General features: G+C 38.0%; 25 protein-coding genes. 16 read left to right on the top strand and 9 right to left on the bottom strand.

Features of this window, described 5'->3' with window-relative positions; all coding sequences use genetic code 11:
* Positions 1–16: 16 nt before the first annotated feature.
* Genes ACIQXV_RS16790 through dat form a run of 3 tightly spaced genes read left to right on the top strand, consistent with a single transcriptional unit; the run spans position 17 to position 2,876 of the window.
* Positions 17–1,765, top strand: coding sequence for a sigma 54-interacting transcriptional regulator (locus tag ACIQXV_RS16790; protein WP_402960363.1), 1,749 nt, complete (start codon positions 17–19; stop codon positions 1,763–1,765).
* Positions 1,766–1,794: 29 nt separating this feature from the next.
* Positions 1,795–2,055, top strand: a complete 261-nt coding sequence (locus tag ACIQXV_RS16785; protein WP_402960362.1) for a P1 family peptidase — start codon at positions 1,795–1,797, stop codon at positions 2,053–2,055.
* Positions 2,052–2,876 (top strand): D-amino-acid transaminase, encoded by an 825-nt coding sequence (gene dat, locus ACIQXV_RS16780; RefSeq protein ID WP_402960361.1) that lies wholly within the window; start codon positions 2,052–2,054, stop codon positions 2,874–2,876. Before ACIQXV_RS16785 ends, dat begins: the two co-directional genes overlap by 4 nt.
* Positions 2,877–2,982: 106 nt before the next feature.
* On the opposite strand, the gene ACIQXV_RS16775 is transcribed toward dat, so the two are convergent.
* The 3 genes from ACIQXV_RS16775 to ACIQXV_RS16765 form a co-directional block, all read right to left on the bottom strand.
* Entirely contained in the window at positions 2,983–3,336 is a 354-nt protein-coding gene (locus tag ACIQXV_RS16775; RefSeq protein ID WP_402960360.1) for a cupin domain-containing protein, read from the bottom strand.
* Positions 3,337–3,444: 108 nt separating this feature from the next.
* Complete coding sequence (gene lsrK, locus ACIQXV_RS16770) at positions 3,445–5,004, bottom strand: autoinducer-2 kinase (protein WP_402960359.1); 1,560 nt, start codon at positions 5,002–5,004, stop codon at positions 3,445–3,447.
* 52 nt (positions 5,005–5,056) lie between these two features.
* Complete coding sequence (locus ACIQXV_RS16765; protein ID WP_402960358.1) at positions 5,057–5,977, bottom strand: sugar-binding transcriptional regulator; 921 nt, start codon at positions 5,975–5,977, stop codon at positions 5,057–5,059.
* A 339-nt stretch (positions 5,978–6,316) separates the two neighbouring features.
* Here ACIQXV_RS16765 and ACIQXV_RS16760 point away from each other — a divergent pair, with 339 nt between their 5' ends.
* Genes ACIQXV_RS16760 through lsrF form a run of 5 tightly spaced genes read left to right on the top strand, consistent with a single transcriptional unit; the run spans position 6,317 to position 11,828 of the window.
* A complete protein-coding gene (locus ACIQXV_RS16760; RefSeq protein WP_402960357.1) occupies positions 6,317–7,825 on the top strand; it encodes a sugar ABC transporter ATP-binding protein in 1,509 nt (502 codons plus the stop codon).
* Positions 7,818–8,813: an ABC transporter permease gene (locus ACIQXV_RS16755; protein WP_402960356.1), complete on the top strand. Its 996-nt coding sequence runs from the start codon at positions 7,818–7,820 to the stop codon at positions 8,811–8,813. The genes ACIQXV_RS16760 and ACIQXV_RS16755 overlap by 8 nt, the downstream gene beginning before the upstream one ends.
* Positions 8,814–8,820: 7 nt before the next feature.
* Positions 8,821–9,819 carry an ABC transporter permease gene (locus ACIQXV_RS16750; RefSeq protein ID WP_402960355.1) on the top strand — a complete coding sequence of 333 codons (999 nt, stop codon included), beginning with the start codon at positions 8,821–8,823 and terminating at the stop codon, positions 9,817–9,819.
* Between the two features lie 5 nt (positions 9,820–9,824).
* The gene (gene lsrB / locus ACIQXV_RS16745) at positions 9,825–10,901 is read left to right on the top strand and encodes an autoinducer 2 ABC transporter substrate-binding protein LsrB (RefSeq protein WP_402960354.1); all 1,077 of its coding nucleotides are present in this window, start codon (positions 9,825–9,827) and stop codon (positions 10,899–10,901) included.
* Between the two features lie 48 nt (positions 10,902–10,949).
* On the top strand, positions 10,950–11,828 hold the full coding sequence (lsrF, locus tag ACIQXV_RS16740; RefSeq protein ID WP_402960353.1) for a 3-hydroxy-5-phosphonooxypentane-2,4-dione thiolase: 879 nt from the start codon (positions 10,950–10,952) through the stop codon (positions 11,826–11,828).
* A gap of 312 nt (positions 11,829–12,140) precedes the next feature.
* On the opposite strand, the gene ACIQXV_RS16735 is transcribed toward lsrF, so the two are convergent.
* The 5 genes from ACIQXV_RS16735 to ACIQXV_RS16715 all read right to left on the bottom strand — a co-directional run bounded on the left by ACIQXV_RS16735 (position 12,141) and on the right by ACIQXV_RS16715 (position 16,656).
* On the bottom strand, positions 12,141–13,037 hold the full coding sequence (locus tag ACIQXV_RS16735; protein ID WP_402960352.1) for an ROK family protein: 897 nt from the start codon (positions 13,035–13,037) through the stop codon (positions 12,141–12,143).
* Positions 13,038–13,051: 14 nt separating this feature from the next.
* Positions 13,052–13,495: a PTS sugar transporter subunit IIA gene (locus ACIQXV_RS16730; RefSeq protein ID WP_402960351.1), complete on the bottom strand. Its 444-nt coding sequence runs from the start codon at positions 13,493–13,495 to the stop codon at positions 13,052–13,054.
* Complete coding sequence (locus ACIQXV_RS16725; RefSeq protein WP_402960350.1) at positions 13,476–14,162, bottom strand: HAD family hydrolase; 687 nt, start codon at positions 14,160–14,162, stop codon at positions 13,476–13,478. The genes ACIQXV_RS16730 and ACIQXV_RS16725 overlap by 20 nt, the downstream gene beginning before the upstream one ends.
* Positions 14,163–14,176: 14 nt before the next feature.
* The gene (locus ACIQXV_RS16720; RefSeq protein WP_402960349.1) at positions 14,177–15,586 is read right to left on the bottom strand and encodes a PTS mannitol transporter subunit IIBC; all 1,410 of its coding nucleotides are present in this window, start codon (positions 15,584–15,586) and stop codon (positions 14,177–14,179) included.
* A 68-nt stretch (positions 15,587–15,654) separates the two neighbouring features.
* Positions 15,655–16,656 carry a Gfo/Idh/MocA family protein gene (locus ACIQXV_RS16715; RefSeq protein WP_402960348.1) on the bottom strand — a complete coding sequence of 334 codons (1,002 nt, stop codon included), beginning with the start codon at positions 16,654–16,656 and terminating at the stop codon, positions 15,655–15,657.
* A 133-nt stretch (positions 16,657–16,789) separates the two neighbouring features.
* On the opposite strand from ACIQXV_RS16715, the gene ACIQXV_RS16710 reads away from it, so the two are divergent.
* Positions 16,790–17,593: a MurR/RpiR family transcriptional regulator gene (locus tag ACIQXV_RS16710; RefSeq protein ID WP_402960347.1), complete on the top strand. Its 804-nt coding sequence runs from the start codon at positions 16,790–16,792 to the stop codon at positions 17,591–17,593.
* 1 nt (position 17,594) lies between these two features.
* Here ACIQXV_RS16710 and ACIQXV_RS16705 read toward each other — a convergent pair whose 3' ends face one another.
* Positions 17,595–18,275 carry an N-acetylmannosamine-6-phosphate 2-epimerase gene (locus ACIQXV_RS16705; protein ID WP_402960346.1) on the bottom strand — a complete coding sequence of 227 codons (681 nt, stop codon included), beginning with the start codon at positions 18,273–18,275 and terminating at the stop codon, positions 17,595–17,597.
* Positions 18,276–18,619: 344 nt separating this feature from the next.
* On the opposite strand from ACIQXV_RS16705, the gene ACIQXV_RS16700 reads away from it, so the two are divergent.
* The 7 genes from ACIQXV_RS16700 to ACIQXV_RS16670 all read left to right on the top strand — a co-directional run bounded on the left by ACIQXV_RS16700 (position 18,620) and on the right by ACIQXV_RS16670 (position 26,033).
* A complete protein-coding gene (locus tag ACIQXV_RS16700; RefSeq protein ID WP_402960345.1) occupies positions 18,620–19,399 on the top strand; it encodes an IclR family transcriptional regulator in 780 nt (259 codons plus the stop codon).
* A gap of 86 nt (positions 19,400–19,485) precedes the next feature.
* Entirely contained in the window at positions 19,486–20,574 is a 1,089-nt protein-coding gene (locus ACIQXV_RS16695; RefSeq protein WP_402960344.1) for an alanine racemase, read from the top strand.
* A 12-nt stretch (positions 20,575–20,586) separates the two neighbouring features.
* The gene (locus tag ACIQXV_RS16690) at positions 20,587–22,203 is read left to right on the top strand and encodes an N-acyl-D-amino-acid deacylase family protein (protein ID WP_402960343.1); all 1,617 of its coding nucleotides are present in this window, start codon (positions 20,587–20,589) and stop codon (positions 22,201–22,203) included.
* Between the two features lie 16 nt (positions 22,204–22,219).
* Positions 22,220–22,684: a RidA family protein gene (locus tag ACIQXV_RS16685; RefSeq protein ID WP_402960342.1), complete on the top strand. Its 465-nt coding sequence runs from the start codon at positions 22,220–22,222 to the stop codon at positions 22,682–22,684.
* A gap of 43 nt (positions 22,685–22,727) precedes the next feature.
* Positions 22,728–23,372: a bifunctional 4-hydroxy-2-oxoglutarate aldolase/2-dehydro-3-deoxy-phosphogluconate aldolase gene (locus ACIQXV_RS16680; protein ID WP_402960341.1), complete on the top strand. Its 645-nt coding sequence runs from the start codon at positions 22,728–22,730 to the stop codon at positions 23,370–23,372.
* Positions 23,369–24,319: a sugar kinase gene (locus tag ACIQXV_RS16675; RefSeq protein ID WP_402960340.1), complete on the top strand. Its 951-nt coding sequence runs from the start codon at positions 23,369–23,371 to the stop codon at positions 24,317–24,319. The genes ACIQXV_RS16680 and ACIQXV_RS16675 overlap by 4 nt, the downstream gene beginning before the upstream one ends.
* A gap of 127 nt (positions 24,320–24,446) precedes the next feature.
* Entirely contained in the window at positions 24,447–26,033 is a 1,587-nt protein-coding gene (locus tag ACIQXV_RS16670) for an N-acyl-D-amino-acid deacylase family protein (RefSeq protein ID WP_402960339.1), read from the top strand.
* Positions 26,034–26,049: the final 16 nt, after the last annotated feature.

The raw sequence follows: 26,049 nt of genomic DNA, 5'->3' as shown, positions 1-26,049 counted from the left end.
AGGAGTGAAAGACACATTGGTTGAAAAGGTATTAACGATTATTTCAATTCAGGATGAATATTTGTCGATGGTCTCAAAACAGATGACAGAGATTGCTGGTGATTTAATAAAGATTCGTCCCATTTCCATAAAAAACTTAGCGAGGGAACCGATTTCGGAAGGTGATATCGTTTTACTAAGTGCCAACTTCATCCTTCCACTTGTTCGCCCTTTCCTGTCAACAGGGGTAAGGTGCATTGAAGCTAAACGAGGGCTGAATTTTGTAAACATAAAAAAGCTGCTCTTTGCTCCTCAAGGACAGAATATTTTAGTAGTAAACGATACGGAGCATAACACAGAGGAAACAATCCAAGCGCTTCGGGAGACTGTATTTGAGCATAACTATTACGCATATGCTCCAGATACCCCGATTCCCGAGCAAATCGATTACATCATTACCCCGGGGGAGATGCAGCTCGTTCCGGAGGGGGACATGAAAGTAATCAATATTGGCTATCGTGTTCTTGCTCTAGAAACCGTTTTTGAAATATTTGAGGCGTTGGAATTAGATTGTCAGCAATTCTTTCTGGCCAATCGCTATATGAAATCACTTGTTGCATTATCTAATGGAAATCATGCTCATAAAATGGGCTCTACTATAAGCAAATGGACGGAGTATACAAGTGGAAAAACCGCCAAGTATTTCTTTGATGACGTGATTGCTCATAGTCAGGCAATGAACGATGTTTTAAAGATTGCCAGTAAACTTGCTAAAACAGGTGATCCAGTCCATATATTTGGGGAAACGGGAACGGGCAAAAGAATGCTTGCGCAGGCGATACACAACGATTCTTCGGTAAAGATGGGGCCCTACCTCCATATCAATTGTGCGGCGCGATCTTCAGACGTGCTGGAGAGGGAATTGTTTGGAACAGAATCGGGTGGACAGACTTCTCCAGGCTTGTTCGAATTGGCTAATGGAGGAACCTTGTGTATAGAAGAGATTGATGAATTACCTGTTTCCTTGCAAGGCAGACTCCTGCAAGTGCTTGAAGAAAGTCAAATTATTAGGATAAATGGGCATACTCCCATTCCTAGTCAGGCAAGAATTATTACGACTAGCGATACCGATCTCTCGTTGTTGGTGGATGAAGGAAAATTCCGCAGGGATTTATTTTATTATCTGGCTGCTCTACCGTGCAAAGTTCCATCTTTGTCAGAGCGTAAGGAAGATTTTGAGCCCCTTATAGAAACGTACCTAAAGACCCATTTGCATAGAGGTGATTTGGTTATTCCGCCTGACATGATTAGGCTTCTCCGGCAATATCCTTGGCCAGGGAATGTAATCGAATTGTTTAATGCCCTCTCGTATATGGCGTGCTTGGACGAAAAAGAGATAACTTTAGAATTATTGCCCTTCTATATGAAGGGTAGGCTTCAAAAAGCAGCTGTAAATTCTAAACCGCAAGAAATGGATGAAAGTGAACTAAATGAATTGTTTAGGAGTATTGAAGAGCATGGTTTCTTAGAAGAAAGTCTGGCGATTCTCGAGGTTTATGATGAAGGTAAGAAACAGCATACCTCCTATGGACGTGCCATGCTACAGAAAAGGCTTGAGGAAAAAGATATTACCCTTTCCGAACAGCAGTTAAGAACACGATTGGATGCCCTCAACCAATTAGAATTATTGAATGTACGTCAAGGACGTTCAGGAACAACTATTTCGAGAAAAGGAGAATTGTTCCTTCAAACGCTTCGCATGAAAAATAAAATGTCCAAAGCTTAACAAGGGTAAAAGATGTTTTGGTGGTGTTAATGATGAATAGAGTACGGATTCGCGACCTTGGTATAAGCATTGGAAGATATAAAACTGGACAGATCCCTTATTCATTTATGAGAGAAGACGGAAAATGGATTTCCCAACTGTTTGAGATGACTGTTGAGGCTGTGGAAGAAGCGATTTGGAATTCTATTTGCATGGCGACCACTACTGAAGGAAATAAGGGAAGAGTTCGAGAGGCGATTCCTTATCATATTTTGTTTGAATCCACTTGTAAAGGAGGCATTTTGACATGATTTCGGCTTATTTTAATGGGAAATTTGTTGAACCAAATGAGTCGGTTATTCCTATCGACGAAAGAGGTCATCAGTTTGGTGATGGTGTTTATGAGGTTATTCGAATTTATGAGGGCAAACCCTTCATGATGGATGAGCATCTGGAAAGGTTGTACCAAAGCGCTGATGCAATCAAATTACGGATTGATCCTAATCGGGATGCCTTCAAAAACTCCGTGTTAGAGATGATCGAAAGAAGTGGTTTAACGAACCTCGACCTTTATGTGCAGGTCACGAGAGGAATGGCACCGAGAAATCATTTATTCCCGGAATGCCCCGTATCTGTTTCGATGACAGCTAAGCCATTTCGAAGCATTCCAGTTGGAGATAAAGTGGCGAGTGTCCTCTTGCATCCGGATGAGCGTTGGGCAAACTGCTACATTAAATCATTGAACCTGCTGCCTAACATACTGGCCAAGCAGGCGGCGTATGAAAAAGGCTACCTGGAAGCAATTCTGGTGCGAGATGGTAAAGTGACTGAAGGAACAAGTTCTAACGTATACATAGTAAAAGATTCCTCTATCATTACAACACCACTCTCCAAACATATTTTGTCCGGAATTACAAGAATGGCAGTGAAAAACTTGGCAGAGCATCTCAGCATTCCATTTGTAGAAAAACAGTTTACGCCGGATGAAATGATCCAAGCTGATGAAGTATTTATTACAAGTACGACATTAGAAATCACACCAATCATTTGTGTAGACACCAATCAAATCAATGATGGTACACCGGGTTCAGTTACAAAGGCCTTGAAGGAACAGTTTAAGCAGATTATATAAATAGCTTAACTTCCAGGTTCTTCTAAGGGACAATCGGTGAGACCAGGGGGACGGTTCTTGTGGTTGCACTAACTTCATCAAAAGCCATGAGAACCGTCCCTGTGGCTCAACCGTATGGCTTGTAATCTACCTCAACCTTATCTTTTTCTTGATAGGGGGCTAGCATAAAAGCGGCTTTAAAGACTGTATCTCCTTTATTGATTAAATAGTGGACTTTTTTGGGTTCAACGTGAACAAAATCCCCTTGTTTACATTGGAAAATCTCAGAATCAATATGAATTTCTAGCTCACCCTCTAAAATAAAGAAGTTTTCTTCCATGATGTTATGATAATGCGCGGTAAAATCCTGCCCTGGCTGTAATGCCACGACACCAAAGTTCATTCTAGGCCCTTTAAGTAGGTACTTAGGACCACTATCGCCAAATCGGTATTCTCTCTCATTCTCGTTCATAACTGTCATTTTGTTTCACTCCTTGTCTATTCTATAAATTAGAATTTATAAGTTTTGGCTTCGAGAAAATGTCCAGCTCTAGGCCATACGCCGCTGACCAGGGCGCTTGTGCTTTTCTTATAGGCCTGGGGCGATCCACATGTGGTCTGTATATCCCTGATCTGCAAGATTTAATTGAACTTTGTAGACGGCTTCCCATTTTTTATATAATTCTTCATAAATGAAGCGATTCGTTTCGATGGGTTCGAAGGTTTTTTCAAATTTTACAACCTTCTCAATGGCCTCATTAAAACTTCCATAAACGCCTGCGCCTACACCTGCACAAATCGCCGCACCAAGAGCTGTCGATTCCTTTACAACTGGAACTTTTACTTTCATATTCAGAACGTCAGCGACAATTTGACACCATAAGTCACTTTTTGATGCCCCTCCTCCAAAAACAATCGATTCCGGTGAAGTATTTGTCGTGTTAGAAACGCTTTCGACATTCCCTTTTGTTACAAAAGCGGCATTTTCCATAATGGCCCGGTAAAAAGTTGCTTTATTAAACGAACTATTAAATTTAAAATCTATGAAACTTGGTGCCGCATGTTTCCATGAAAAGTAATTCATTTTATCGGAAAAGGTACAGATCATCCCATTGCAGCCAGCCGGTACATTTTGGGCTCTTTTCTCCATTTGGTCATAAATGCTTTCCCCGCTTTCCTGTTGAAGGAAGGCCTCAAGATCACAAAACGTATCTCTGAACCATCTCATGATTAATCCAGGAAAGAAGGCGATGGCTTCATACTGCCAAGTATTTGGGATGGCATGGCAATTCACTCTTACTTTACATTGACTATTGATTTCAACACGGTTGGTTGTATATTCATATTGCCAAAAGCTCCCCCCTAAAACAGCTGCATCTCCTTCGTTGATGACGCCCATGCCAATGCAGCCTAATTGAGCATCACCACCACCTGCCACAACTAAAGTTTGCGTGCTCAATCCAGTAAGGACTGAGAACTCCTTGGTAACATGGCCAATTATGGATCCGCTTTCATTTACGACTGGAAAAATATCATTTCTAAGACCGACCTGTGCTGAAATACTTGGCTCCCAAACTCTTTTCTTAATATCAAAAAGACCAGTCGTACAGCCATTAGAAGGTTCAACCGAAATCACACCGGTCAAGCGATATGTAATCCAGTCGTTCAGCATCGTCACATATTTGACTTTGTGATACGTTTCAGGGATATTCTTTTTCACCCAAAGGATTCTAGGAATTGCGCCTAATGAAAAGGTCTGCCCAGATACATGATGAATATCTGCTTCAATGGTATCGCTTATTTTATAAAGGTTCGCGACCTCATCGTTTGATCTGGAATCCACGTTCGCGCAGGCCCATAATTCCTTACCGTTTTCATCGTATAAGACAATGGCTTCGCGCATACTTGTGGTTGATATGGCTGCAATGTTTTCTGGCTGAATCTTGCTTTTTGCTAAGATTTCTTTAATGAGACTGATGATCATTTCAATATTTTGATTGATATCAAAGTCCATGGAACCCGGATATCGTTTATCTTCATTATGTGTCCATTCCGATTGTGTCACAAAGAGTTCATTGCCTAATGTGTCAAATAAAATGACTCTGACACTGCCAGTTCCGGCATCAATCGCCATTAAGTATTTTTCCATGCTATCACGTCTTCCTTTCTATCATTATGAGGGATTCATGATCTGGTGCATTTCATTCGATTAGACTTTTGGCAACGACTTCATCTGTAATTAGTACATCGATATATCCACCTTTTAATGCGCCAATTATAGCTTCTCTTTTTTCATATCCTCCGGCCACGGCAACCACATGGTTCAGTGACTTTAATAAATGGATATCGGTACTAACCAGTTGTTTATGCAATGTAAGATCTAAAACATGGCCATTTCGATCATAAAATTGACTTAATAAATCTCCGACAGCGCCCATAGATTTAAAGATTTCCATTTCATTCGTGTTCAAATATCCTTCCTTCACAAGAGTGGCCCGTTCATTTACAGCTCCAATGCCAATGATTGTGATATTCGAGTAAGGGATCATTTCAAAGATTTTCTTGATTGGTTTTTCATGAATCAACTGTTTGGCGAGATGTTCTGTGGATGCTAATAATGGGGCAGGCATAATGTAATGGTTGTAATTAGGATTTGTGTAATAATCGGATGTTGAATCGATCGCTGTTGGAATGTAGAATTTTACACCGCCAGCTAAAGAGACGAAAGTGACTTTATACTTCGTTGAGATATTTAAATGTCCTAAGGTTTTTGAAACGGCTTGCCCATACCCAACATTAATCATGGTGTCGCTGGTTATTCTGTCTTCAATATATTGGGCGGCAGCTTTTGTAAGACTATTTAACAGATTGCTGTTAGAGGCAGGAACAATGTAAATATCCTGTAAATGGTATTGCTGCTTGATTTTATTTTGCAAATCGATGTCAACAAATTGATCCAGGTTAATTTTAAATTGGATAATATTATTGGTCTTTGCGATATCCAGGTATTTAATCACTTTCATTCTAGATAGATTTACAGACTCCGCTATCTCATTTTGAGTCATTCCTTCAATGTAATATTTCCACGCGATTTTTATGATAAGGCTATTTTCATATGTCATGTTCTTCACTCTCTACAGTTTATTTTTAATACAAAAATTTTATGTTAAAACTATTGTGCTTGCTTTTGCTTTCCGGTAAAACAAAATTCCCTTTTGGTGTCATTCAATAGCCCTTATTTATTGTAATAAGAATGTAATGAAAATTATGCCTAGTTCATATAATTACGATGGAATAACTAGTGAGGGGCTTTGGGGTATTTTTACATTCAGAACTACAAAAATATGTATATCGTTTACTAGCTGATAAAATGTTGGTTTGTTAATAAAATGTATGAATTAGTAATAGATTTATAAGTAAAGTAAGCGGTTACACAAATGGTACTAAGGTAGGGGATTAGGATGAAAGCGCCGAGGAACTTAGTGAAGTTGGAGAATATCCGTAAGTCGTTTAACCGCAATACTGTTTTGGAAGGGATTTCATTAGAGCTCAATGAGTCGGAGGTTATCTCGATTATCGGCGGTAATGGAGCAGGGAAGAGCACTTTAATGAAAATCCTCACAGGGATTTACAAGGCTGATGCAGGGGTTATCGAGATTAATGGTGATAAGGCAGATCAATTGAACCCATTTTCAGCTCATGAACGAGGCATTTATTTAGTGCCGCAGGAGCCGCTGTTATTTCCAAATATGACGGTTGAACAAAACCTAACGATTGGATTTAGGAAAGATAAAAATGAAGTGAGAGAAGAGTCGGTTAAGCTCATTAAAGAATTAGGCTGGAATATCGATTTGAATCGGTTAGCTGCTACATTAAGTATCGCCGAACAGCAGCAGCTTGAGATTATTAAAGGACTTTTACGAAAGTCAAAAGTGTTAATCCTGGATGAACCAACTTCTACCTTAACGTTTTCAGAAACAGAGTCTTTATTCAACGTGATCGAGCAGTTAAAGAATTCCGGGGTTGGGATCTTCTATATTACCCACCGTCTTGATGAGGTGTTTCAGATTTCCACACATGCCGTCATCTTACGGGACGGAAAAGTCACGCTTAAAGGCAGAATAGATGAATTTACGAAAGATATGTTGATTCAGGGGCTGCTTCCAGTAGGAAATGAAAGTCATTACGAAGACAAGTTTGAAAGACAGAGGTCCAATCACGAGGGAGAAGAACCTATCCTAAAAGTGGAGAACATCTTTGGCGATGGATTTAAGAATATTAGTTTTGAGGTTTTTAAGGGAGAAGTGGTTGGTCTTGCAGGGCTTGTTGGTGCAGGAAGAACAGAAATCGCCGAAGCCATTTACGGAATCAATTCGATCGAGAGCGGAAAGGTCTTTCTTGATGGAAAAGACATTACCAAGCTGCCTATAAATGAAACGGTGGAAAGCGGGCTGGCTTATATACCTGAAGATCGATTTTTGAACGGTATTTTTTCGATAAGTTCTGTAAGGAATAATATTACATCACAAATGATTAAACGGCACGGGTTTTTTACAAAGAAAAAGTTAGAGGTACAAGTAGCAGCTCAGTATATTGATCGATTAAGGATTAAGGTGAATTCCCAAGATGATGAAATCAAATCCCTTTCAGGCGGGAATCAACAGAAGGCTGTTATTGCAAGGGCGTTATCCATGAACCCTAAATTGATCATCATGGATGAACCGACAAGGGGAATTGATGCCGCTGCAAGGGGTGACATCTATTCCATCATTACAGAGTTAAAAAATCAGGGATTTTCCATTCTCCTGATTTCTTCTGACCTTGAAGAAATCGAAAGAATTTGTGACCGCATCTATGCTGTCTATCAGGGAACCTGCAATTTTTGCCTAGACTTAGACGATATTAATGCGGCCAATGTGATGAAAGCAGCTTTTGGAACATTTGAAGGAAGGGATCAGGCACATGACTAGGGTTACGAAAATTTTTAAACAACGGGAATTTAGAACCTTTCTATTTTTGATTCTTCTTTTTGTAGTGGTGGGTTTCATCAACTCTGACTATCTATCTTTACAAAATATCGATAAATCCCTGAAAAGCAGCTTGCTTTATATTGTTTTGGCGGTAGGAATGACCTTTGTCCTCTTAACGGGAAATTTGGATATATCAGTAGGCGGAACACTGGGCTTAAGTGCCGCTGTTTGCGGAACCATTCTAAGAGATGGGGGGACTATTTTCGCAGCTGTGATCGTTGCCATCCTAATAGGTGCATGCATTGGTCTCATTAATGGATTCGGAGTAGTAAAATTAAAAATTTCTTCGTTTATTATGACTCTAGCAATACTCTCCATTACGAGAGTAGTCCAAGTTATTTATACGGATGGAAAATGGGTAGAGAATATTCCTGCACACGTTAAAGAGCTTTCGAATATCGACATCTTCGGAATAAATGTATTATCTTTCATCGTCATTGTTGGCGTTATATTCGTTCAGGTGTATCTATCTAAGAGCAGCAAGGGAAGGTATTACACCGCCATTGGTGACAACGTAGACGGAGCTATTTCATTAGGAATTCCAGTAAATCGATATATTGCCTATTCCTTTGTCATTTCGGGTATCTGTGCGTCTTTAGCTGGATTAATCTTTGTTAGTCAAATTGGCTTTGTCTCCACAAATGCTGGAGCAGGGATTGAGTTAACGGTCATCGCATCATGCGTTCTTGGGGGTGTTTCATTGATCGGCGGGATTGGAACGGTTGTTGGGGCAGCATTAGGAGCCATCATTTTAACGTCCATCAATTCTGCTTTGGTATATATGAAAGTACCAGCATTTTGGAATGACACGATTTCTGGTTCTCTCTTAATCATTATTGTCGTTATTGATGCCCTGCTTGCGTTTATGACGAATAAAAAGGCAAAGAAAGTAAGGTTAAATGCAAGAGTTTTGCAAAAGGAGGCTTAGGAATGACATGTTAACGAAAATCCCGAAATGGAACCTTACTTTATTATTCTTAATCATCGCTGAAATTATCGTGTTTGGGCTGATAAATCCTAGGTTCTGGAATGTCACGATCCTGTTAAACAGCTTTAATGATTTTATTGCGATTGCCATTATTGGTTTTTTTGTCACATTGGTCGTTATTACAGGAGGAATCGACATTTCTGGCGTATCCATTATCGGGCTAACTTCCGTTGTCACGGGTCTCTTATCTCAGGTGGCCGGTATAAATATCTGGGTTTCCATCATTTGTGCCGTTTTAGTTGGCGGATTATGCGGCCTTCTTAATGGAGTTCTTATTGCTTATGGAAGAGTTCAAGCCATGGTGATTACCCTTGGCGGCATGCTTTTATATAGCGGGATTGCCATTGTGCTGGTGGGATTATCTGGTGTCAGTACCTATGAAGGGATTTCGGGATTTTCTGAAGTCTTTAGCCAAATTGCGAATGGAGAGGTCATGGGAATCCCGAATGCCGTTCTTCTTTTTATTATCATGTTTATCATTGCCTATATCCTTCTGCACCGCACAAGGTATGGCAGATATATCTACTTGACTGGAATTAACCAAAACACAGCTGAGTACTCTGGGATCAATACGAAAAAAATCATTGCCAGTACCTACGTCTTGTCAGGGTTAAGTGCTGGTATTGCAGGGGTTGTGTTAACTTCCTATTTAGGCAGTGCACGATCTGATTATGGTGCTGAGTATCTTATGCCGATTCTGACTGTTGTTGTATTAGGAGGAACTTTCATCACAGGAGGTAAAGGAGGTGTTGTAGGGACAGCGTTAGCCAGCATTATATTGGGATTTATGCAAATAGGTTTGCAAATGGCTGGCGTTTCCACCCAATATATCGGATTGGCTACGGGGGTCCTCCTGATTGTATCGGTTGCATTCTTAGGAATTAATCCAGATTTCAGGATGAAAGTAAAAAGAATCGTCACACCAAAACAAACTATTGGAGGTTAAGCTGCATGGAAAAATTAAAATCTATTAAACTATTGATTGCTGTGGCAATGATGGTGTTATTTACAGCTGCATGCGGATCCAATGAAGGAGCTTCTGGAGGCGGGGATAAAAAGAAAGATGCGAAAGATATACAGGTGGTATTCATTCCAAAAATGACAGGTAATGCCTTCTTTGAATCTGGTAACGATGGTGCACAAGAGATGGCCAAGAAAGTGGGTTTTAAAGTAAAGTACGATGGTGCTCCTGAAGGTACGGTTGCGAACCAAGTGCAAATTATTAATAGTGCTGTCAATAGCGGTGCCGATGCGATTGCGATCTCCTCTGTTTCTTCTGACGGTTTGAATCAAGCATTGAAAAAGGCATTAGATGCCGGCATTAAGGTTGTCACATGGGATTCGGATGTTGATCCGAAATATCGTTCTGTTTATGTAAACCAAGGTACTCCGGAAATCTTAGGCAAAATGCTTATTGATATGGCTGCACAGCAAATGGATAACCCTGATGATGCCAAAAAAATCGCTTGGTTCTATTCAAGCCCAACCGTTCCAGACCAAAACTCATGGGTTAATTATGCAAACAAATATATTAAAGAAAAATATCCAAAATGGGAAGTGGTCACGACTCAATTTGGTGATGCAAATGAACAAAAATCCCTGCAAGTCGGAGGAAGTATTTTAGATTCTTATCCTGATATTGATGCGATTATTTGCCCAGACTCAACTGCACTTCCCGCAATGGCACAGGCAGCTGAAAATAAAGGGTTAAAAGCAGATGATGTCATTATTACAGGATTTGCTTCTCCTAATTCAATGCGACAATTTATTGAAAATGGAACCATTAACAACCATGGTTTATGGGATGTAAAAGATCAAGGCGCCCTTGCCGTATACGTCGCTTATTGGTTAGCGCAAGGCAATGAGCTGAAAGTTGGCGATTCTATAGATGTTCCTGATATGGGTTCAGTTAAAGTAGAGCCGAACACTGTTCAAGGCTACGATTATACAGCAGATGATTCAGGAATTATCGTTTTACCTGAGCGGATTGTATTTACGAAAGACAATACGAAAGACTATGACTTTTAAATAGTTTATTCGTGTTGTAGTTCATAACGAAACAAAGGAGAGATAGAAATGGCTGATACGATTGGCAATAAGAATGCAAAATATTTTTCTGAAAGTGTTCCATTCGCAAACAATGGAAACTACCATGTAAAAGGTGCTAACAATTATGATTGGGGGATGAAAGATCGATTATCCAGAATCTTTAACCCCAAAACTGGTAAAACAGTGATGTTAGCATTTGATCATGGTTATTTCATGGGACCTACTTCAGGATTAGAAAGATTGGATTTGCTTATTCCTAAATTGGCCAATCATGCTGATTGTTTAATGGGGACTAGGGGGGCCATTCGAAGCAGTGTCCCGCCGACCTATAATAAGGCTATTGCCTTAAGAGCTTCCTCTGGATCTAGTGTTCTCCAAGATGACCTAAGCCATGAATCCATGGTGGTTGATATGGAAGATGCGATAAAGATGAATGCCAGTGCGATCGCGATTCAAACATTTATTGGGGCAGATGGGCAAAAAGAAACCATTCAAGAGTTAAATAAAGCTGTTAATCTTGGTTCAAGATACTCCATTCCAACAATGGGTGTTGTAGCCGTTGGTAAAGAAATGGAGCGAACCACTTCCTTCTTCTTGTTGGCAACAAGAATGTTGGCAGAATTCGGTGTCCAAATTGTTAAAACATATTACTGCGAGGATTTTGAAAAAGTTGCCGCAGCTTGCCCAGTCCCGTTAGTTGTTGCAGGTGGTAAGAAAATTCCAGAAAAAGATGCCCTTACACTAGCCTACAACTCGATTCAAGGCGGGGCAGCCGGTGTGGATATGGGAAGGAATATTTTTCAATCTGAATACCCTGAGGAAATGATTCAAGCTGTTAATAAAGTTGTTCATGACGGTTATACAGATAAAGAGGCTTTTGAGTTTTTCCAACATCTCACAAACTAATGGATTTACAAAATAGTAAAGCTTCTACTTGAGTGTAGGAGCTTTACTATCGTAAGGATACCTTCATAAACTGGATCAACTATTGAACAAAATTCTCCTGTTGTTTTAGTTGTCACAAATTACACTCCAACAAGCAATACAACCGTTATTACGTAATCCCGACGATTGGGGGTCAGACACTCATTGAAGATCACCACTCAGCTAAAGTTTAAAGTAGAAAAGAGTGCAGGAGGAGGGAAGGTCTCTGCCTTTATGAATCGGGAGCTTAGAATAATTGCCCAACTAAGTGTAGCCAAAGAAAAAAGCACCATTTTAAAAGGTACTTTTTTCATCGGCTAGATATCTTTTTAAAAGATGATAGGCGCCATACATTCCTGCATTATTTCCTAGCTTTGCAAAGGATACATCTATATTTTTTTTTAAAACTCCATCCATAGCCTTTTGTATCTTATTGTTAATAATTGGATATAGATATTCTGTTTGTTCCATAATACCTCCACCAATTATAATTTTTTCTGGATTTAATAAATAAAATATAGTTACAATACCTTCTACTAAATTTTCACAGAACGTATCAATAATCTGTTGTATTGGCACATGACCTTTTAAAGCTTGCTCAAAGATTTCTTTCCCATTCAATTCCAAACCTGTTATTTCTTTTACACGATTCACTAAAAATGATGTGGAGGCAATATCCTGAAAATCTTTTTTATTTATTTTCATGTAGCCAATTTCTCCGGCAGTAAAGGAGGCTCCATGATATAGATGTTTATCTATAATAATGGACCCGCCGATTCCCGTTCCAACTGTTAAACAAAAAATGTTAGAATATCCTTTGCCAGAACCATAATGCAGTTCTCCTACTGCTGCACAATTCACATCATTTTCAACAATACATGGTAGATTAAACTCCTTTTTAACCGTATCTGCTAAATTGATCCCAGTATAAAAAGGGATATTTTCATTGGCATATGCAATTTCGAACGTAGAAGAATTCACAACACCGGCCGTCGAGATCGCTACCCCGTCAATATCATAATTCTTTTTATAGGATTCGATAATCTCAACAATTTTTTTTTCAATTCCGGTCCCGTGTACTTTTTTAGCATTCGTTGGAAATTCTTGTTTATCGACTATTTCTACTATGTCTGATTCCTTTATTATTCCTGACTTGATACTGGTTCCCCCAATATCAATTGAAAGATACATGTTATCTACTCCTCTTAAACAGATTGGAGTAATTCCAAAAATTCTTGTTCATTTTTCGCTTCGAATAATTTTTCAGTTATGTCTCCATCTGTTAAAACATCAGCTAATTCTGATAACAGATCAAGGTGACTCTCTGAGTCTGTTGCCGCTAACGTGATGATTAGTTTTACTGGATCAAACTGTTGTGAACCAAAAGGGACTGGATTGTTTAACGTTGTAAAGGACAGCCCTTTTTCTAAGACCCCCGTTTCAGGTCGTGCATGCGCTAGTGCAATGTGCTTGGTGATCACAATATATGGGCCTTTTTCATCCACTACATTGATCATCGCATCTACATAGGATGACGCTATTTTTTCGGATTCTAGTAATGGCACGGAAGCTGTACGAATCGCTTCCTTCCAGTCTTTAGCCTCTTTTTTAATCTGGATATCACTCACTTTAATTGCATCTAATAGCATATCTGTCACTACTTTCATCGAATTTTTTTATTATATGCTCTAAATCAATTTCTTTTAGCGAATCAACTTTCATAAAGTATTTCTCGAATGTGGAATGCTTCGTCACATCATTTGTACAAACGATCGTCTGGATATCCGCTCGATTTCCCGCGATTAGTCCATTTACCGAGTCTTCTATAATAATTGCTTTTTCTTTTGTAATTCCTAACTTTTCAATCGCTTTATTAAATAAATCTGGATTAGGTTTAATTTTTTCTACATCTTCTGAAGTGATAATTTCATCAAAATAGTCCAAAATTTCTAGCCGTGTTAAATGATACATCGGTTTTTTCCTAGATGCTGAAGTGGCTATAGCTAATGAAATATTTTCATTTTTAATACTCTGTAGAAATTCAAGAACCCCCTCTTTAAGTGGAAGATCTTTACTTTCATCTAAAAATTTGTGATTCGTTTCTTCTACAAATTGATTTCTATCTATAATAATATTATATTCTTTTTCTAACTTATTAAACAGTTCCTCGGGATGGGACCCGACACACACTAAAAACTCTTCAATCGTTAGGTCGTAATTCCATTTTTCTTTAAACCATGCATGAAAAATGTTAAACCAAACGACTTCTGTATCCACTATAACTCCGTCAAAATCCATAATAACTGCTTTTAGCATAGTAAACTCCTTTATCAACCTGTTTTTTTCTTGGTGTCAACCAGTTTAGTAACTAATGTCCCGTATTCTGGATCATTTAAATAATCAGTAATAGCGATACAATGCGTATTTGGTTGTTTTTCTGCGACCCGTTCCACTAAGGATTGATGCGTCACAATAATATCCGCTTCTGCTGGTAGATTACTGATTGAAATATGAAAGACTGATATATCATCAATGCCTGCTTTTTTAATTTTCTTCTGTAATATATTCGCCCCCATAGCACTAGAACCCAGCCCTGCATCACAAGCGTAAGCAATTTTAGACACTGTGGAATAGTCTACTGTTTGAGCATCTGAAGCAGTGAACACGGAAGAAATACTGCTTTTTTTACCTTTAAGTTGTTCCATTTTTGCTGCTGCTTCTTTTAGCTCAGAATCATTATTTTTAGCTCGTTTCACAAAAGGAACGGCAACCAAGCATGAAACCGCTGCTGAAGCTAATACAGAAATTAAAATCTGCAAATAATCCCCACTAGCAGACATCATTAAGATCGCCAATATACTACCTGGTGAAGCAACTCCGATTAAACCTACATCAAAGAAGGTAAATAAAAATGTCCCTGTTATTCCACCTAGTATTAATGGTAAGACAAGTACAGGATTCATTAACACAAATGGGAAATATATTTCATGAATTCCACCAAAGAAATGGATAACACCTGAACCATATGCAGAAGCTTTTGAGTTTCCTTTACCTGCAATCATATAGGCTAACAATATACCTAGACCAGGTCCCGGGTTTGATTCCAAAAGATATAAAACAGACTTTCCATATTCCGTTAACTGTGTGCTGCCTAGTGGGCTCAATATTCCTTGACCGATTGCATTATTCAAGAATAATACTTTAGCTGGTTCAATAAAAATGGCTGTTAAAGGAAGCAAGCTGTATTTGACTAATACATCTACTCCTGCCGATAATATATTTGTCAAAAAGGAAACAAACGGAGCAATTCCGATGTAGCCTAACCAAGCCAATATCGCCCCAAAAATACCTACTGAAAAATTATTCACTAACAATTCAAAACCTGTAGGAATTTTTCCATCAATTACTTTATCAAATTGCTTTAAAATCCATGCTGATAATGGCCCTAAGATCATGGCACCAATAAACATCGTTACGTCAGATCCAAGAATGGCCCCCATAGTTGCAACTGTAGCGATAACACCACCACGGTAGTCATGCACCGCTTTACCACCAGCAAATGCAATAAGCAAGGGTAATAAATAATTTAGCATTGGACCAATAAATTCTTTCAAAGTTGAACTATCAATAGCGATAGCAACTGCTGTTATAATTCCCCACGCCATAAACGCACCTAAGTTAGGAATAACCATCCCACTTAATTTACTACCAAATTGTTGAGCTTTTACTCTAAACGACATAATAAGCCTCCTCGGTCAATGCGGTTGACGATCTAAAGCTGCAACCGCATTATTATTTTTTTATAATTTTATAGACTTACTTCTTTACCTTCTTTAATGGAACGTTCAATAGCATCCACTACTCGTAAAGAATCAAGTGCTTCCTTAGGAGTAATAATAGACTTTCTATTATTCATCGAATCATTGACGAAAGCCATAATTTCTTCAGCTAAATCTCCGCTTACTTCTCCGTTTGTATAGTACCAGTGACGGGTATCCGGATAAGCGATTCCAGAATTGGAGACAAATCTTACGCCGTAGTCACAAGAGTCAATGTAGGCAACGCCTTTTGTACCGACTAATTCTAATTTATCATCAATAATCGTAGGTGAATTTTCAGGAAGAACCCAACAAGCTTCCAGACAGGCAATCGCACCATTTTCATACGTAACGATGGCATAAATGACATCATTCATTCCTTGTTCTTTCAGTAATACACTTCTATTTTTCGCAAACACACTCACTGGTTCACAACCCATATACCAGTTGATGTAATCAATATCATGAATCATGACATGCATGCTCAAATCGGAAGCGCCAATATATCGTTTAGGTCCTGTGATTGGGCTGTTTCTTCTACAATATAAGTGAATAATATCGCCTAATTCTCCATTATCTAATCGTTGCTTCACCATGTTGAATCGGGGGTCATATCGCAATAAAAAGCCGACAGTGAAGACTTTATCGTAATCTTTTGTAATTTCATAAATCGCTTTTCCGTCCTCTAATTCTTTGGCAATTGGCTTTTCTAGCAAAATATGCTTATTATTTTTCACAGCAATTTCAACTGCTTCTCTATGAATATTGTCCGGTAATACAATACTTACGGCATCAATCTCTGGATTTTCTAACAGGTCTTTATATTCTTTATAGACGGTACAACCAAACTGTTCTTGCACTTCAGCTCTTCTTGCATCATTGTATTCACACAAAGCGACCAATTCTACTTGTGGCAGCTTGCGGTAAATCTCCGCATGATAGGTTCCCATTTGTCCTACACCAATGACGCCTACTCGTAACTTGTTTTTCATTTTTCTCAATTCCTTTCATTAGTTAAAAGTTATATGGTTTTTATTCAGATATCCGATTGTATTATTTATTGCTTTTAAGAAAATAATGTAATAATATGAATCCGAAATTAAAAAAGCATATTGGAGAATGAAAATGAATAATTCAACTTTTAAAAATAGACTACAAATTTTTGAATATACTCTCTCTACAAGTGAAAAGAAAATCGCTAATTATGTGCTCAATCATGTTGAATCTGTCCCCTTTGAATCAATAAGCGACTTGTCTACTAAAATAGGTACTTCTCCATCAACCATAACCAGATTTTGTAGAAAATTAGATTATAGAAGCTACGTAGAATTCCAAACTCTTTTAAAAACAGAATCGATCAAAGTCACAGATTACGATAATATTGCTGAAAAAATGATTGGCTACTATCAATTAACGCTTACATTTTCAAAAAGCATTTTTCAAAAGGAATCACCTGAAGTTTTAGTGAATGATATCGAAAATTCAAATAAAATAGTGATCTTAGGGATCGGTAGTTCCGGACTAACCGCCACAGAATTCTCATTAAGATTAAATAGAATGGGAATAAATTCTATTGCGGTTACAGATAGTTACACCATGTTCGCCCAATCTGTTTTATTAAATTCAAAAGACTTAATCATTGCTCTTTCCAATTCTGGAGAAACACCAGAAATCATAAAATCATGTAAAGAAGCTAAAAAGAACAATGTAAAAGTTGCGGCACTAACTAAAAAATTCAACTCTTCTATTAGTGAAACCGCAGACATTATTTTTTATACGAGTGATAGTGATATTCTAGATGACGACAATTTTTATAATGATCAACTTTCTTTTTTATTTTTTATTGATGTGATTACGTATCATTTATTAAAAAATAAAAAGTATAAGGAGAATTACAAAAAAGTTTTAAATGTCTGGAAAGAAAAATAATTTATTTCTTCATTGCACTTACAAATGTTTCTGTAATTAATTGAGGGCGAGTAATCGCACTCCCTACCACTACTGAGTAAGCTCCCTTTTCTAGAGCTTTCTTTGCTAAATCAGGGGTACTAATGTGACCCTCTGCAATTACGGGAACGTTTACATTTTTCAGTATTTCAGTTAAATAATAAAAATCATTTGTTGTCACATTATAATCTTTAGAAGTATCTGTATATCCCATTAAAGTGGTCGAAACACAATCAAACCCTATCTTTTCTGCTTCTATGGCTTCTGAAACTGTGGAAATATCCGCCATTAATAATACATTTGAATTTTTCGCTTTTATTTTCTTAATAAATGATTGTAAAGATTCATTAGTAGGTCTTTTCCGATCTGTAGCGTCCAAAGCAATCATTTCACAATCTGTTGAAATTAATTCCTCTATTTCTTTCATTGTTGGCGTTATATAAATATCTGAGTCTTTATAATCTCGTTTCACTATGCCAATAATAGGTAGATCTACGTTTTTTTTAATTTCGATAATATCTTCTTTCGAATTTGCACGTATTCCATTAGCTCCACCTTGCTGAGCGGCCAATGCTACTCTTCCCATTATTGCTGATCCATGAAGTGGTTCATCTTCTAGTGCCTGACAAGAAACGACTATACCGTTTTTTATTTTATCCAGCATCTACGTAATCACGCTCCTTTTTGAAAATAATTTCATTTTTTATTTTTAAAATGAAATTATTTTCTTAATTATAAACCATCGAATTCTATTGTGCAAATATATTTTTTCTACTTTGATAATAGGGATAATTCAGATATTTGTGTTCGGATACATTGTCACAACAGAAAAGAATGTAGATGCACAATTGGTTTTACTATAGCTTTGTTGGATTGAATATTTAAATTGATTAAAATTTATAAATGTTCTAAATACATTGACACTAGGAGGAATATGTTGTATTTTGTTTTTAGGCTATTTTTTTACGAACAGCGTTTTCATATGCGAACAAAAAAGAGGTAGAAAAAATGAAGTTAAATAAATCAGCATCTCGTGTAATGGATATCTTAACGATTTTATCTTCTGTAAATGAACCGTTATCAGTTTCAGAGCTGAGTCGGGAGTTAAAGGCTCCTAAAAGTAGTACCTTTGAAATATTGACTACTATGGTAGTAAAAGGTTTTCTTGAGTTTGATGAAGTACAAAAGACATATAAGCCTGGGATAAAGTTATTTGAGGTTGGAACGTCCTATCTAAATAATACTGATCTAACGAAAGAAGTCCGTCCTTATTTAGAAGGTCTGGTAAAAGCCACAGGAGAGACAGCATTTCTCGCTATTCCAATGGATGAAGATATAGTTTATTTGGATAAAGTGGAAGCGCCTTCATCGATTAGAACTACTGCTACTTTAGGAATGCGTATTCCAATGTACTTAACGGGATTAGGGAAGGCGCTCTTGGCTGCTTACCCAGATCAAAAGATAGAAGAAATCATGTTAAATAAAAACTTTACACCGATGACTTCTAATACAATTTCAGATTACGAAAGCTTAATGGTGAACTTACAACAAATTCGCCAAAGAGGATATGCAATAGATAATCGAGAGAGGGAAGAGGAAGTTTTTTGTATCGCTGTTCCTATTTGGGATTATTCTAATCAACCTATCGCCGCAATTAGTATTGCCGGATTAGCTACACGGATGACAGAAAAAAGTGCTAAAGAATATGTAGTTTATTTAACAGATGTGGCAATGAGTCTATCAAAGCGATTTGGATATAAGTATGACCAACTTTTCAGAATAGAATAGAAAAGTTGTTTCATTTAAAGTAATTGCCGAACAACGTTCGCATATACGAACAATTAATTATAATCCACGATAAGGGGGAGATTGGTATGGATACACCAGTTGTTGTTATCAATAAAACTAAACTCATCAAAAATATTAATAAAATGAGTAGGGTTGCCAAAGAAAACCAGGTGATGCTTCGTCCACATATTAAAACACATAAAATTCCTTATATCGCAATGGAGCAATTAAAGGCGGGTGCGATTGGAATAACTGCAGCAAAAGTAACTGAGGCCGAAGTGATGGCAAATCATGGTGTTGATGATATTTTTATTGCCTATCCACTTGTAACCGAACAAAAGATACAAAAGGCAATTGATCTAAGTAAGCGTGTACGCCTGATATTAGGGGTTGATAGTTTAAAAGGTGCACAAAGAATATCAGGATTGGCAAAGCAAAATAATGTCATTATGGAGGTAAGGCTAGAAGTGGATTTAGGCTTGAAGAGAACTGGGATCCCGTATGATGATGTTCTTCAAATTGCTAAAGAAGTTTCAACTTACGAAAATCTAAATATATCAGGTATTTATACATTTAGAGGTCCGGTTCTTAATGGAAGTCCTACGCTTGATTTTGATGAAGCTGGTATTGATGAGGGACAGAAGATGGTAGCGCTTGCGGAACGGTTAAGGGAAGTTGGGTTACCTATTCGTGATGTTAGTGTTGGGTCAACGTCTACCTCATCTTCTGCAGCAACCGTTTCTGGGGTAACAGAAATTAGACCTGGAACATATGTGTTTTATGATGCGATGCAGGAGAGATATGGATGTTGTACAGAGGAAGAATGTGCTGCTGTTGTTCAGGTTACTGTTATTAGTAGACCAACAAAAGATCGTGCCATTATCGATGGAGGCAGTAAAACTTTTGCCACGGATGTACAACCGAATCAGCCTCCCATTTATTTAAATGGGTTTGGAAAGGTAGTGGGCCACCCTAATATCACGTTTGAAAGAGTAACAGAAGAACACGGAATGCTCCATATTGAAGGAGATACGTCGATTAATGTGGGCGATATTCTTGAAATAATTCCTAATCATATTTGTACCACGATCAATCTTCATAATAATGTATTCATTAGGGATGAAGAAGACCAATATAATTTATTCACAGTAGAGGCAAGAGGAAAATTGCAATAAGGAGGGGAGCATATGCTTGATACGGTTATACATAATGGTCATATCGTTGATGGGACTGGAAATCCCTGGTTCTTTGGCAGTATAGGAATGAAAGACGGAATCATTACTCATGTAGGGTCTGTCAATATCGAGAGTAAAGAGACTATCGATGCGAAAGGTCAGATTGTAGCCCCAGGATTTATTGATGGGCACACACATTCCGATTTATTAGTTTTAAGCGACCCACAAATAGATATTAAATTACAACAGGGTGTTACAACAGAAGTTGTAGGGAACTGTGGATTAGCACCAGCTCCTTTTGTGAAAAAGCATGGAACCTTGTTGAAAGAATATGTAGCTCCAATTATTGGTGATACTCTTTGTGATTGGTCGTGGGAAACGGTTGAAGAGTATATCAGTGAGCTGGACAAAGCAAATATTTCTGAAAATGTTTCTACATATGTTGCACATGGTGCTGTCCGAATAGCGGTCATGGGATTTGAAAATCGCGAACCTACTAGAAATGAAATGGATGAAATGAAATTCATTCTGGAAGAAGGTATGAAGGCTGGTGCAATCGGATTATCGATTGGGCTACTTTACTCCCCAGGAAGATATGCCACAAAGGAAGAATTAGCAGAGCTATGCAGTGTTCTACCGAAATATGATGGAATACTTTCAACACATATACGAGGGGAAGGGAATAACCTAATTCCTTCAATCAAAGAAGTAATTTGGATTGCCGAAAAAAGCGGAATATCATTACATGTCAGCCATTTAAAAGCAGCTGGCAAAAGAAATTGGGGCGGTGTTATGGAAGCGCTCAATATTATCGAAGATGCAAGGGCGCGTGGCATGGATATAACATGCGATGTGTATCCATACGATGCAGGATCCACATCATTAACAACACTATTGCCTCCCTGGTCATTAGAAGGGGGAATCCCCGCATGCCTCGAGCGTATCCGCAACGCTTCATTAAGAAATAAAATTAAGGAAGAAGTAGGTGAAGAACAAGAGATTTGGGATAACCTCGTAGTATCTACAGGGTGGGATAATGTTGTAATTTCATCGATTATGAAGAATACCCAATTTGAAGGAATGAGTATTCTGGAAATTAGTCAGAATACTGGAAAGGATCCGATTGACACAGCCTTAGACTTATTACTTGAAGAAGACGGGAATATATCCATTGTGTACTACCACATGTCAAGCAACGATGTGGAACAAGTAATCAAATGGGATTACTCCCTTGTCATTTCCGATAGTTTAGGCTGCCAAATAGGAAAACCGCATCCACGGACTTTTGGCACATTTCCGAGATTGTTTGCTAAGTATGTACGAGAAAACCGAACCCTTACATTAGAACAAGCTGTCCGGAAAGTAACATCTTTTCCAGTGCAACGGTTTAAGTTAGGAAAGCGAGGTTTACTGGTCCCGGGATATAAGGGGGATATAACTATCTTTAATTATAGGACAATTAGTGATGTTGCCACGTATGAGCAACCGATGCAATATCCAGAAGGTATTTCTTACGTATTTGTAAATGGTGTAAAAACCATTGAACATAAGCGGAATTTACGAACATCTCATGGGGAAATGATTAGGGCGGAAAGGCTATTATGTAACTGTCATAGTTTACATGTTTAATGAGGAGGAATAGAAAATGAGTCAAGTAGAAAAAAGATTAGAAGAAATGGGAATTGTTTTGGGAACAGCCCCTACACCTGCTGCAGAATATGTACCTGCTAAAACGGTTAATAATCTAGTTTATACATCTGGTGCAGACTGTCGTATTAATGGAAAGCTAATGTATGAAGGGAAAGTAGGAAGTGATTTAACAGTAGCGCAAGGGTATGAAGCATCACGCCAAGTCATGGTTAATCTATTGAGTGTTTTAAAAGGTCATATAGGGGACCTTGATCGTGTAAAGCAAATCGTAAAATTACTAGGTTTTGTGAACTCTGCAGATGGATTTACTGAACAGCCATACGTTATCAATGGAGCGTCTGAACTCTTGGTTCAAGTATTTGGGGAAAAGGGAAGGCACGCACGATCAGCTATTTCATCTAATGAACTTCCATTTAATACACCAGTTGAAATTGAAATGATTGTGGAATTAGAAGAATAGCAATACTACTGAGCTTAAGCTAATAAAAAAAGGGAGTGATTATGTGTCCTTACTTAGTCGATTAAAGACGGAAAAAATAGTTGCAATTTTGCGACATGTTCCTACTGCCAAAATCCAACCTACAGTACAAGCTTTACATGAGGGTGGTGTTAACATATTGGAAGTGACGATGAATAGTGAAGGAGCCCTAGATTCTATTCATCAGTTTAGAAACACTTATGATCAAGAAGAAATCGCTATTGGAGCGGGGACGGTTCTAAACCTCAAAATGGCTAAAGAGGCTGCAGCCGCAGGAGCACAGTTTTTTATTTCTCCAAATTTAGATTTACAAGTGGTTAATTATGCAGTTGAACATGATATTGATGTATGGCCAGGTGTAATGACTCCCACAGAAATAGTAAATGCTTGGAGTGCTGGGGCAAAAGCGGTAAAACTTTTCCCTGCTGGAATTCTTGGGACCGAATATTTAAAAGACATAAAAGCCCCTTTGGACTCTATTCCGATAATTGCTACAGGTGGGATTAATCTGGAAAACCAACAAGCTTATTTTAAGGCTGGGGCGGCTGCAATAGGTTTAGGAAGTCAACTAGTGAATAAAGAGTTGATTGCAAATAATCGTTTTGAAGATTTGAAAATACTTGCCACACAATTTGTAAAGGCAGTTCCTAAAGAAAGGGTTTCACAATGATGGATGTTGTAACAATCGGTGAAACAATGGTCTTGTTTCACCCAATGGAGGAAAGACCTTTAAAATATTCTTCTTTATATACCAAGGCAATAGCCGGAGCAGAATCTAACGTTGCAATTGGCCTCTCACGTCTTGGAAAGAAAACTCGGTGGATTGGCCGCCTCGGAAGTGATCCGTTCGGAGATATGATTATGACGGCCTTAGCCGGTGAACAGGTTGATTTATCGAAGGTTGTACGAGAAGAAGCCCTAGCTACATCCGTTTTTTTTAAGGATATGTACAGAATTGGAGACCCAGTTGTTTATTATTACCGAAAGGGGTCTCCATCAAGTGTATGGAAACCGGAACACGTTCAAGAAGATTGGTTTGTTGACTCTCGTATTTTACACATGACGGGAATAACTCCTGCATTAGGGATAGAGACTTTACAGTTCACAATGGAATGTATGAAAGTGGCAAAGTCATTAGGGCTAACAGTTTCTTTCGACCCAAATATTCGCTATAAATTATGGGAAGAGGAGCGGGTAAAAGAGGCTCTTTTAAGTTTAATTCCTTTATGTGATATTTTTTTACCAGGAATCGATGAAGCACAGTTTTTATTTGGCGAGATGTCAGTTGAACAATTGGCACAAAAGATTATGAATTTTGGCCCCCATACTGTTGCAATAAAGCTGGGAGACCGTGGTGCATTCGGAATGAGGAGAGATCTAAGCTCGATTACTGTACCGGGAGTGAATGTTGGAAATATTATTGATACCGTTGGAGCCGGTGATGCCTTTGCCTCAGGTTTCCTTTCGATCGTTGCCGAGGATGTCTATAACTTTTCATTGGAAAGAGCTCTTGAACGAGGAAACAAGCTTGGTTCAATTGTAATTCAAGGAAAAGGTGACTGGGAGACATTACCCACATTGGAAGAGCTAAATAGAGAAAAAGTTATTACGAGATAAGTTAATAACACTGAAAATATAAAATTTACCCATAAAAATGCTTGTTGAGAAAAATGATAAAATTCTTTAATTCCCCGCTTCAATAAAAGTATTTCTTTTAAAAATGAATAAACGGAGTTGACATTACTTGTTTGATATTGTTATAAGAAATGGATTTGTTCTTGATGGAACTGGGAATCCATGGACAAAGATTGATATAGGAATTAAAAACGGAATTATTTCTCAAATGGGTCAATTAACAAATAATAAGACAGTGGTTGAAATTAATGCTGAAGGATCGATTGTAGCACCAGGGTTTATAGATACTCATGTACATTCTGATTTACTGTGTATAAAGCCAGATATTCACAAAATAAAGATTTTGCAAGGGGTCACAACAGAATTGTTTGGTCAGGATGGTATTTCCGTAGCTCCAGTTTCTAATGAAACAAAACCACTTTGGCAAAATCAACTTAAGGGTTTAAATGGCGATATAGGGGATTGGCCATGGAATTCAATTGATGAATATCTATCATTTTTGGAAAATTCTGAACTAATTAGTAATTGTGCGTACCTGGTGCCCCATGGAAATATTAGGACCCTAATTATGGGGTTTGAAGGTAGGAAAGCAAGTCGGGAAGAAATGGTAAAGATGAGGCTCTTGGTAGAAGAAGGAATGAAACAAGGTGCCATAGGTGTTTCAACAGGGTTAATTTACCCGCCTAATGTTTATTCATGTAAGGAAGAGCTAATTGAAATATGTAAAGGTTCAGCGAAATATGATGGTAGTTTTGTAGTCCATATGAGAAATGAAAGTAATTATTCCTTGGAAGCATTAGAAGAAGTTATTGATGTGGCAAGAAAGAGTGGGGTTCGTCTGCACATCTCCCATTTTAAAATCGCAGGAAAACACAATAAGGATAAATACAAAGCTGCTTTAGAAATGATGGATAGAGCTAGAGAAGAAGGTATAGAAGTCACTTTTGATCAATACCCTTATCCTGCTGGATCAACCGTATTGAGCTCATTGTTACCACCTTGGACACATTCAGGCGGAACAATTGAAATGTTGAGGCGATTAAAGGATTTAGACCTAAAAGAAAAAATAAAGGAAGAAATGGAACAAAGCGATGATTATGATAATTTCGTACGAACCTGTGGTTGGAATGGTTTAGTTATAACTTCTTTGCCCTCTCAAAAAAATAAAATATTTGAAGGTAAAAGTATTCAAGAAATTGCAGATATAAGTGGAATGACGCCATCAGAAGTTGTCTTCGATTTACTAATAGAAGAAAATGCAAATATTGCAATGGTGAATTTTTGGGGCGATGAAGAAGAGGTTATGGTTGGAATGAAACATTCTCTACAAATGGTCGGTTCTGACGGGATTTTTGGAGGAAAACCACATCCCCGACTTTATGGTACCTTCCCAAGAATACTGGGAAGATATGTTCGTGAAAATAAAACACTTACTTTACCTGAAGCAATTAGAAGGATGACAGGAGCACCAGCTCAATTTATGAGATTGCGTAACCGTGGATACATCAGAGAAGGATATTTCGCAGACGTAGTAATATTTGATCCTAAGTCAATCGAAGATAAGGCAACTTATAAGAACTCATTGCAAGAACCTGTTGGAATCTTAAATGTTATTGTTAATGGAATCGTTGCGGTAAAGGATGGAGAGTTCTTAGGTTCGAAGGCTGGCATGGTTATCAGGAGAGATATGAATTAGCTATAAATTAGTGATT

This window comes from Neobacillus sp. NPDC097160 (genome assembly GCF_044762155.1).
GTDB lineage: Bacteria > Bacillota > Bacilli > Bacillales > Cytobacillaceae > Neobacillus.
The sequence above is the reverse complement of the archived record's forward strand: the minus strand, read 5'-3'. Positions and strand labels throughout refer to the sequence as shown.

Bases quoted from the DNA above. Each gene is read 5' to 3' on its own strand.
- ACIQXV_RS16710 (WP_402960347.1), top strand. From the start codon at position 16,790: ATGAATAATTCAACTTTTAAAAATAGACTACAAATTTTTGAATATACT.
- lsrF (WP_402960353.1), top strand. From the start codon at position 10,950: ATGGCTGATACGATTGGCAATAAGAATGCAAAATATTTTTCTGAAAGT.
- ACIQXV_RS16725 (WP_402960350.1), bottom strand. From the start codon at position 14,162: ATGCTAAAAGCAGTTATTATGGATTTTGACGGAGTTATAGTGGATACA.
- dat (WP_402960361.1), top strand. From the start codon at position 2,052: ATGATTTCGGCTTATTTTAATGGGAAATTTGTTGAACCAAATGAGTCG.
- ACIQXV_RS16685 (WP_402960342.1), top strand. From the start codon at position 22,220: ATGAGTCAAGTAGAAAAAAGATTAGAAGAAATGGGAATTGTTTTGGGA.
- ACIQXV_RS16730 (WP_402960351.1), bottom strand. From the start codon at position 13,495: ATGCTATTAGATGCAATTAAAGTGAGTGATATCCAGATTAAAAAAGAG.
- ACIQXV_RS16760 (WP_402960357.1), top strand. From the start codon at position 6,317: ATGAAAGCGCCGAGGAACTTAGTGAAGTTGGAGAATATCCGTAAGTCG.
- ACIQXV_RS16765 (WP_402960358.1), bottom strand. From the start codon at position 5,977: ATGACATATGAAAATAGCCTTATCATAAAAATCGCGTGGAAATATTAC.
- ACIQXV_RS16755 (WP_402960356.1), top strand. From the start codon at position 7,818: ATGACTAGGGTTACGAAAATTTTTAAACAACGGGAATTTAGAACCTTT.
- ACIQXV_RS16735 (WP_402960352.1), bottom strand. From the start codon at position 13,037: ATGTATCTTTCAATTGATATTGGGGGAACCAGTATCAAGTCAGGAATA.
- ACIQXV_RS16705 (WP_402960346.1), bottom strand. From the start codon at position 18,275: ATGCTGGATAAAATAAAAAACGGTATAGTCGTTTCTTGTCAGGCACTA.
- ACIQXV_RS16690 (WP_402960343.1), top strand. From the start codon at position 20,587: ATGCTTGATACGGTTATACATAATGGTCATATCGTTGATGGGACTGGA.
- ACIQXV_RS16750 (WP_402960355.1), top strand. From the start codon at position 8,821: ATGTTAACGAAAATCCCGAAATGGAACCTTACTTTATTATTCTTAATC.
- ACIQXV_RS16775 (WP_402960360.1), bottom strand. From the start codon at position 3,336: ATGACAGTTATGAACGAGAATGAGAGAGAATACCGATTTGGCGATAGT.
- lsrB (WP_402960354.1), top strand. From the start codon at position 9,825: ATGGAAAAATTAAAATCTATTAAACTATTGATTGCTGTGGCAATGATG.
- ACIQXV_RS16675 (WP_402960340.1), top strand. From the start codon at position 23,369: ATGATGGATGTTGTAACAATCGGTGAAACAATGGTCTTGTTTCACCCA.
- ACIQXV_RS16715 (WP_402960348.1), bottom strand. From the start codon at position 16,656: ATGAAAAACAAGTTACGAGTAGGCGTCATTGGTGTAGGACAAATGGGA.
- ACIQXV_RS16695 (WP_402960344.1), top strand. From the start codon at position 19,486: ATGGATACACCAGTTGTTGTTATCAATAAAACTAAACTCATCAAAAAT.
- lsrK (WP_402960359.1), bottom strand. From the start codon at position 5,004: ATGGAAAAATACTTAATGGCGATTGATGCCGGAACTGGCAGTGTCAGA.
- ACIQXV_RS16700 (WP_402960345.1), top strand. From the start codon at position 18,620: ATGAAGTTAAATAAATCAGCATCTCGTGTAATGGATATCTTAACGATT.
- ACIQXV_RS16720 (WP_402960349.1), bottom strand. From the start codon at position 15,586: ATGTCGTTTAGAGTAAAAGCTCAACAATTTGGTAGTAAATTAAGTGGG.
- ACIQXV_RS16785 (WP_402960362.1), top strand. From the start codon at position 1,795: ATGATGAATAGAGTACGGATTCGCGACCTTGGTATAAGCATTGGAAGA.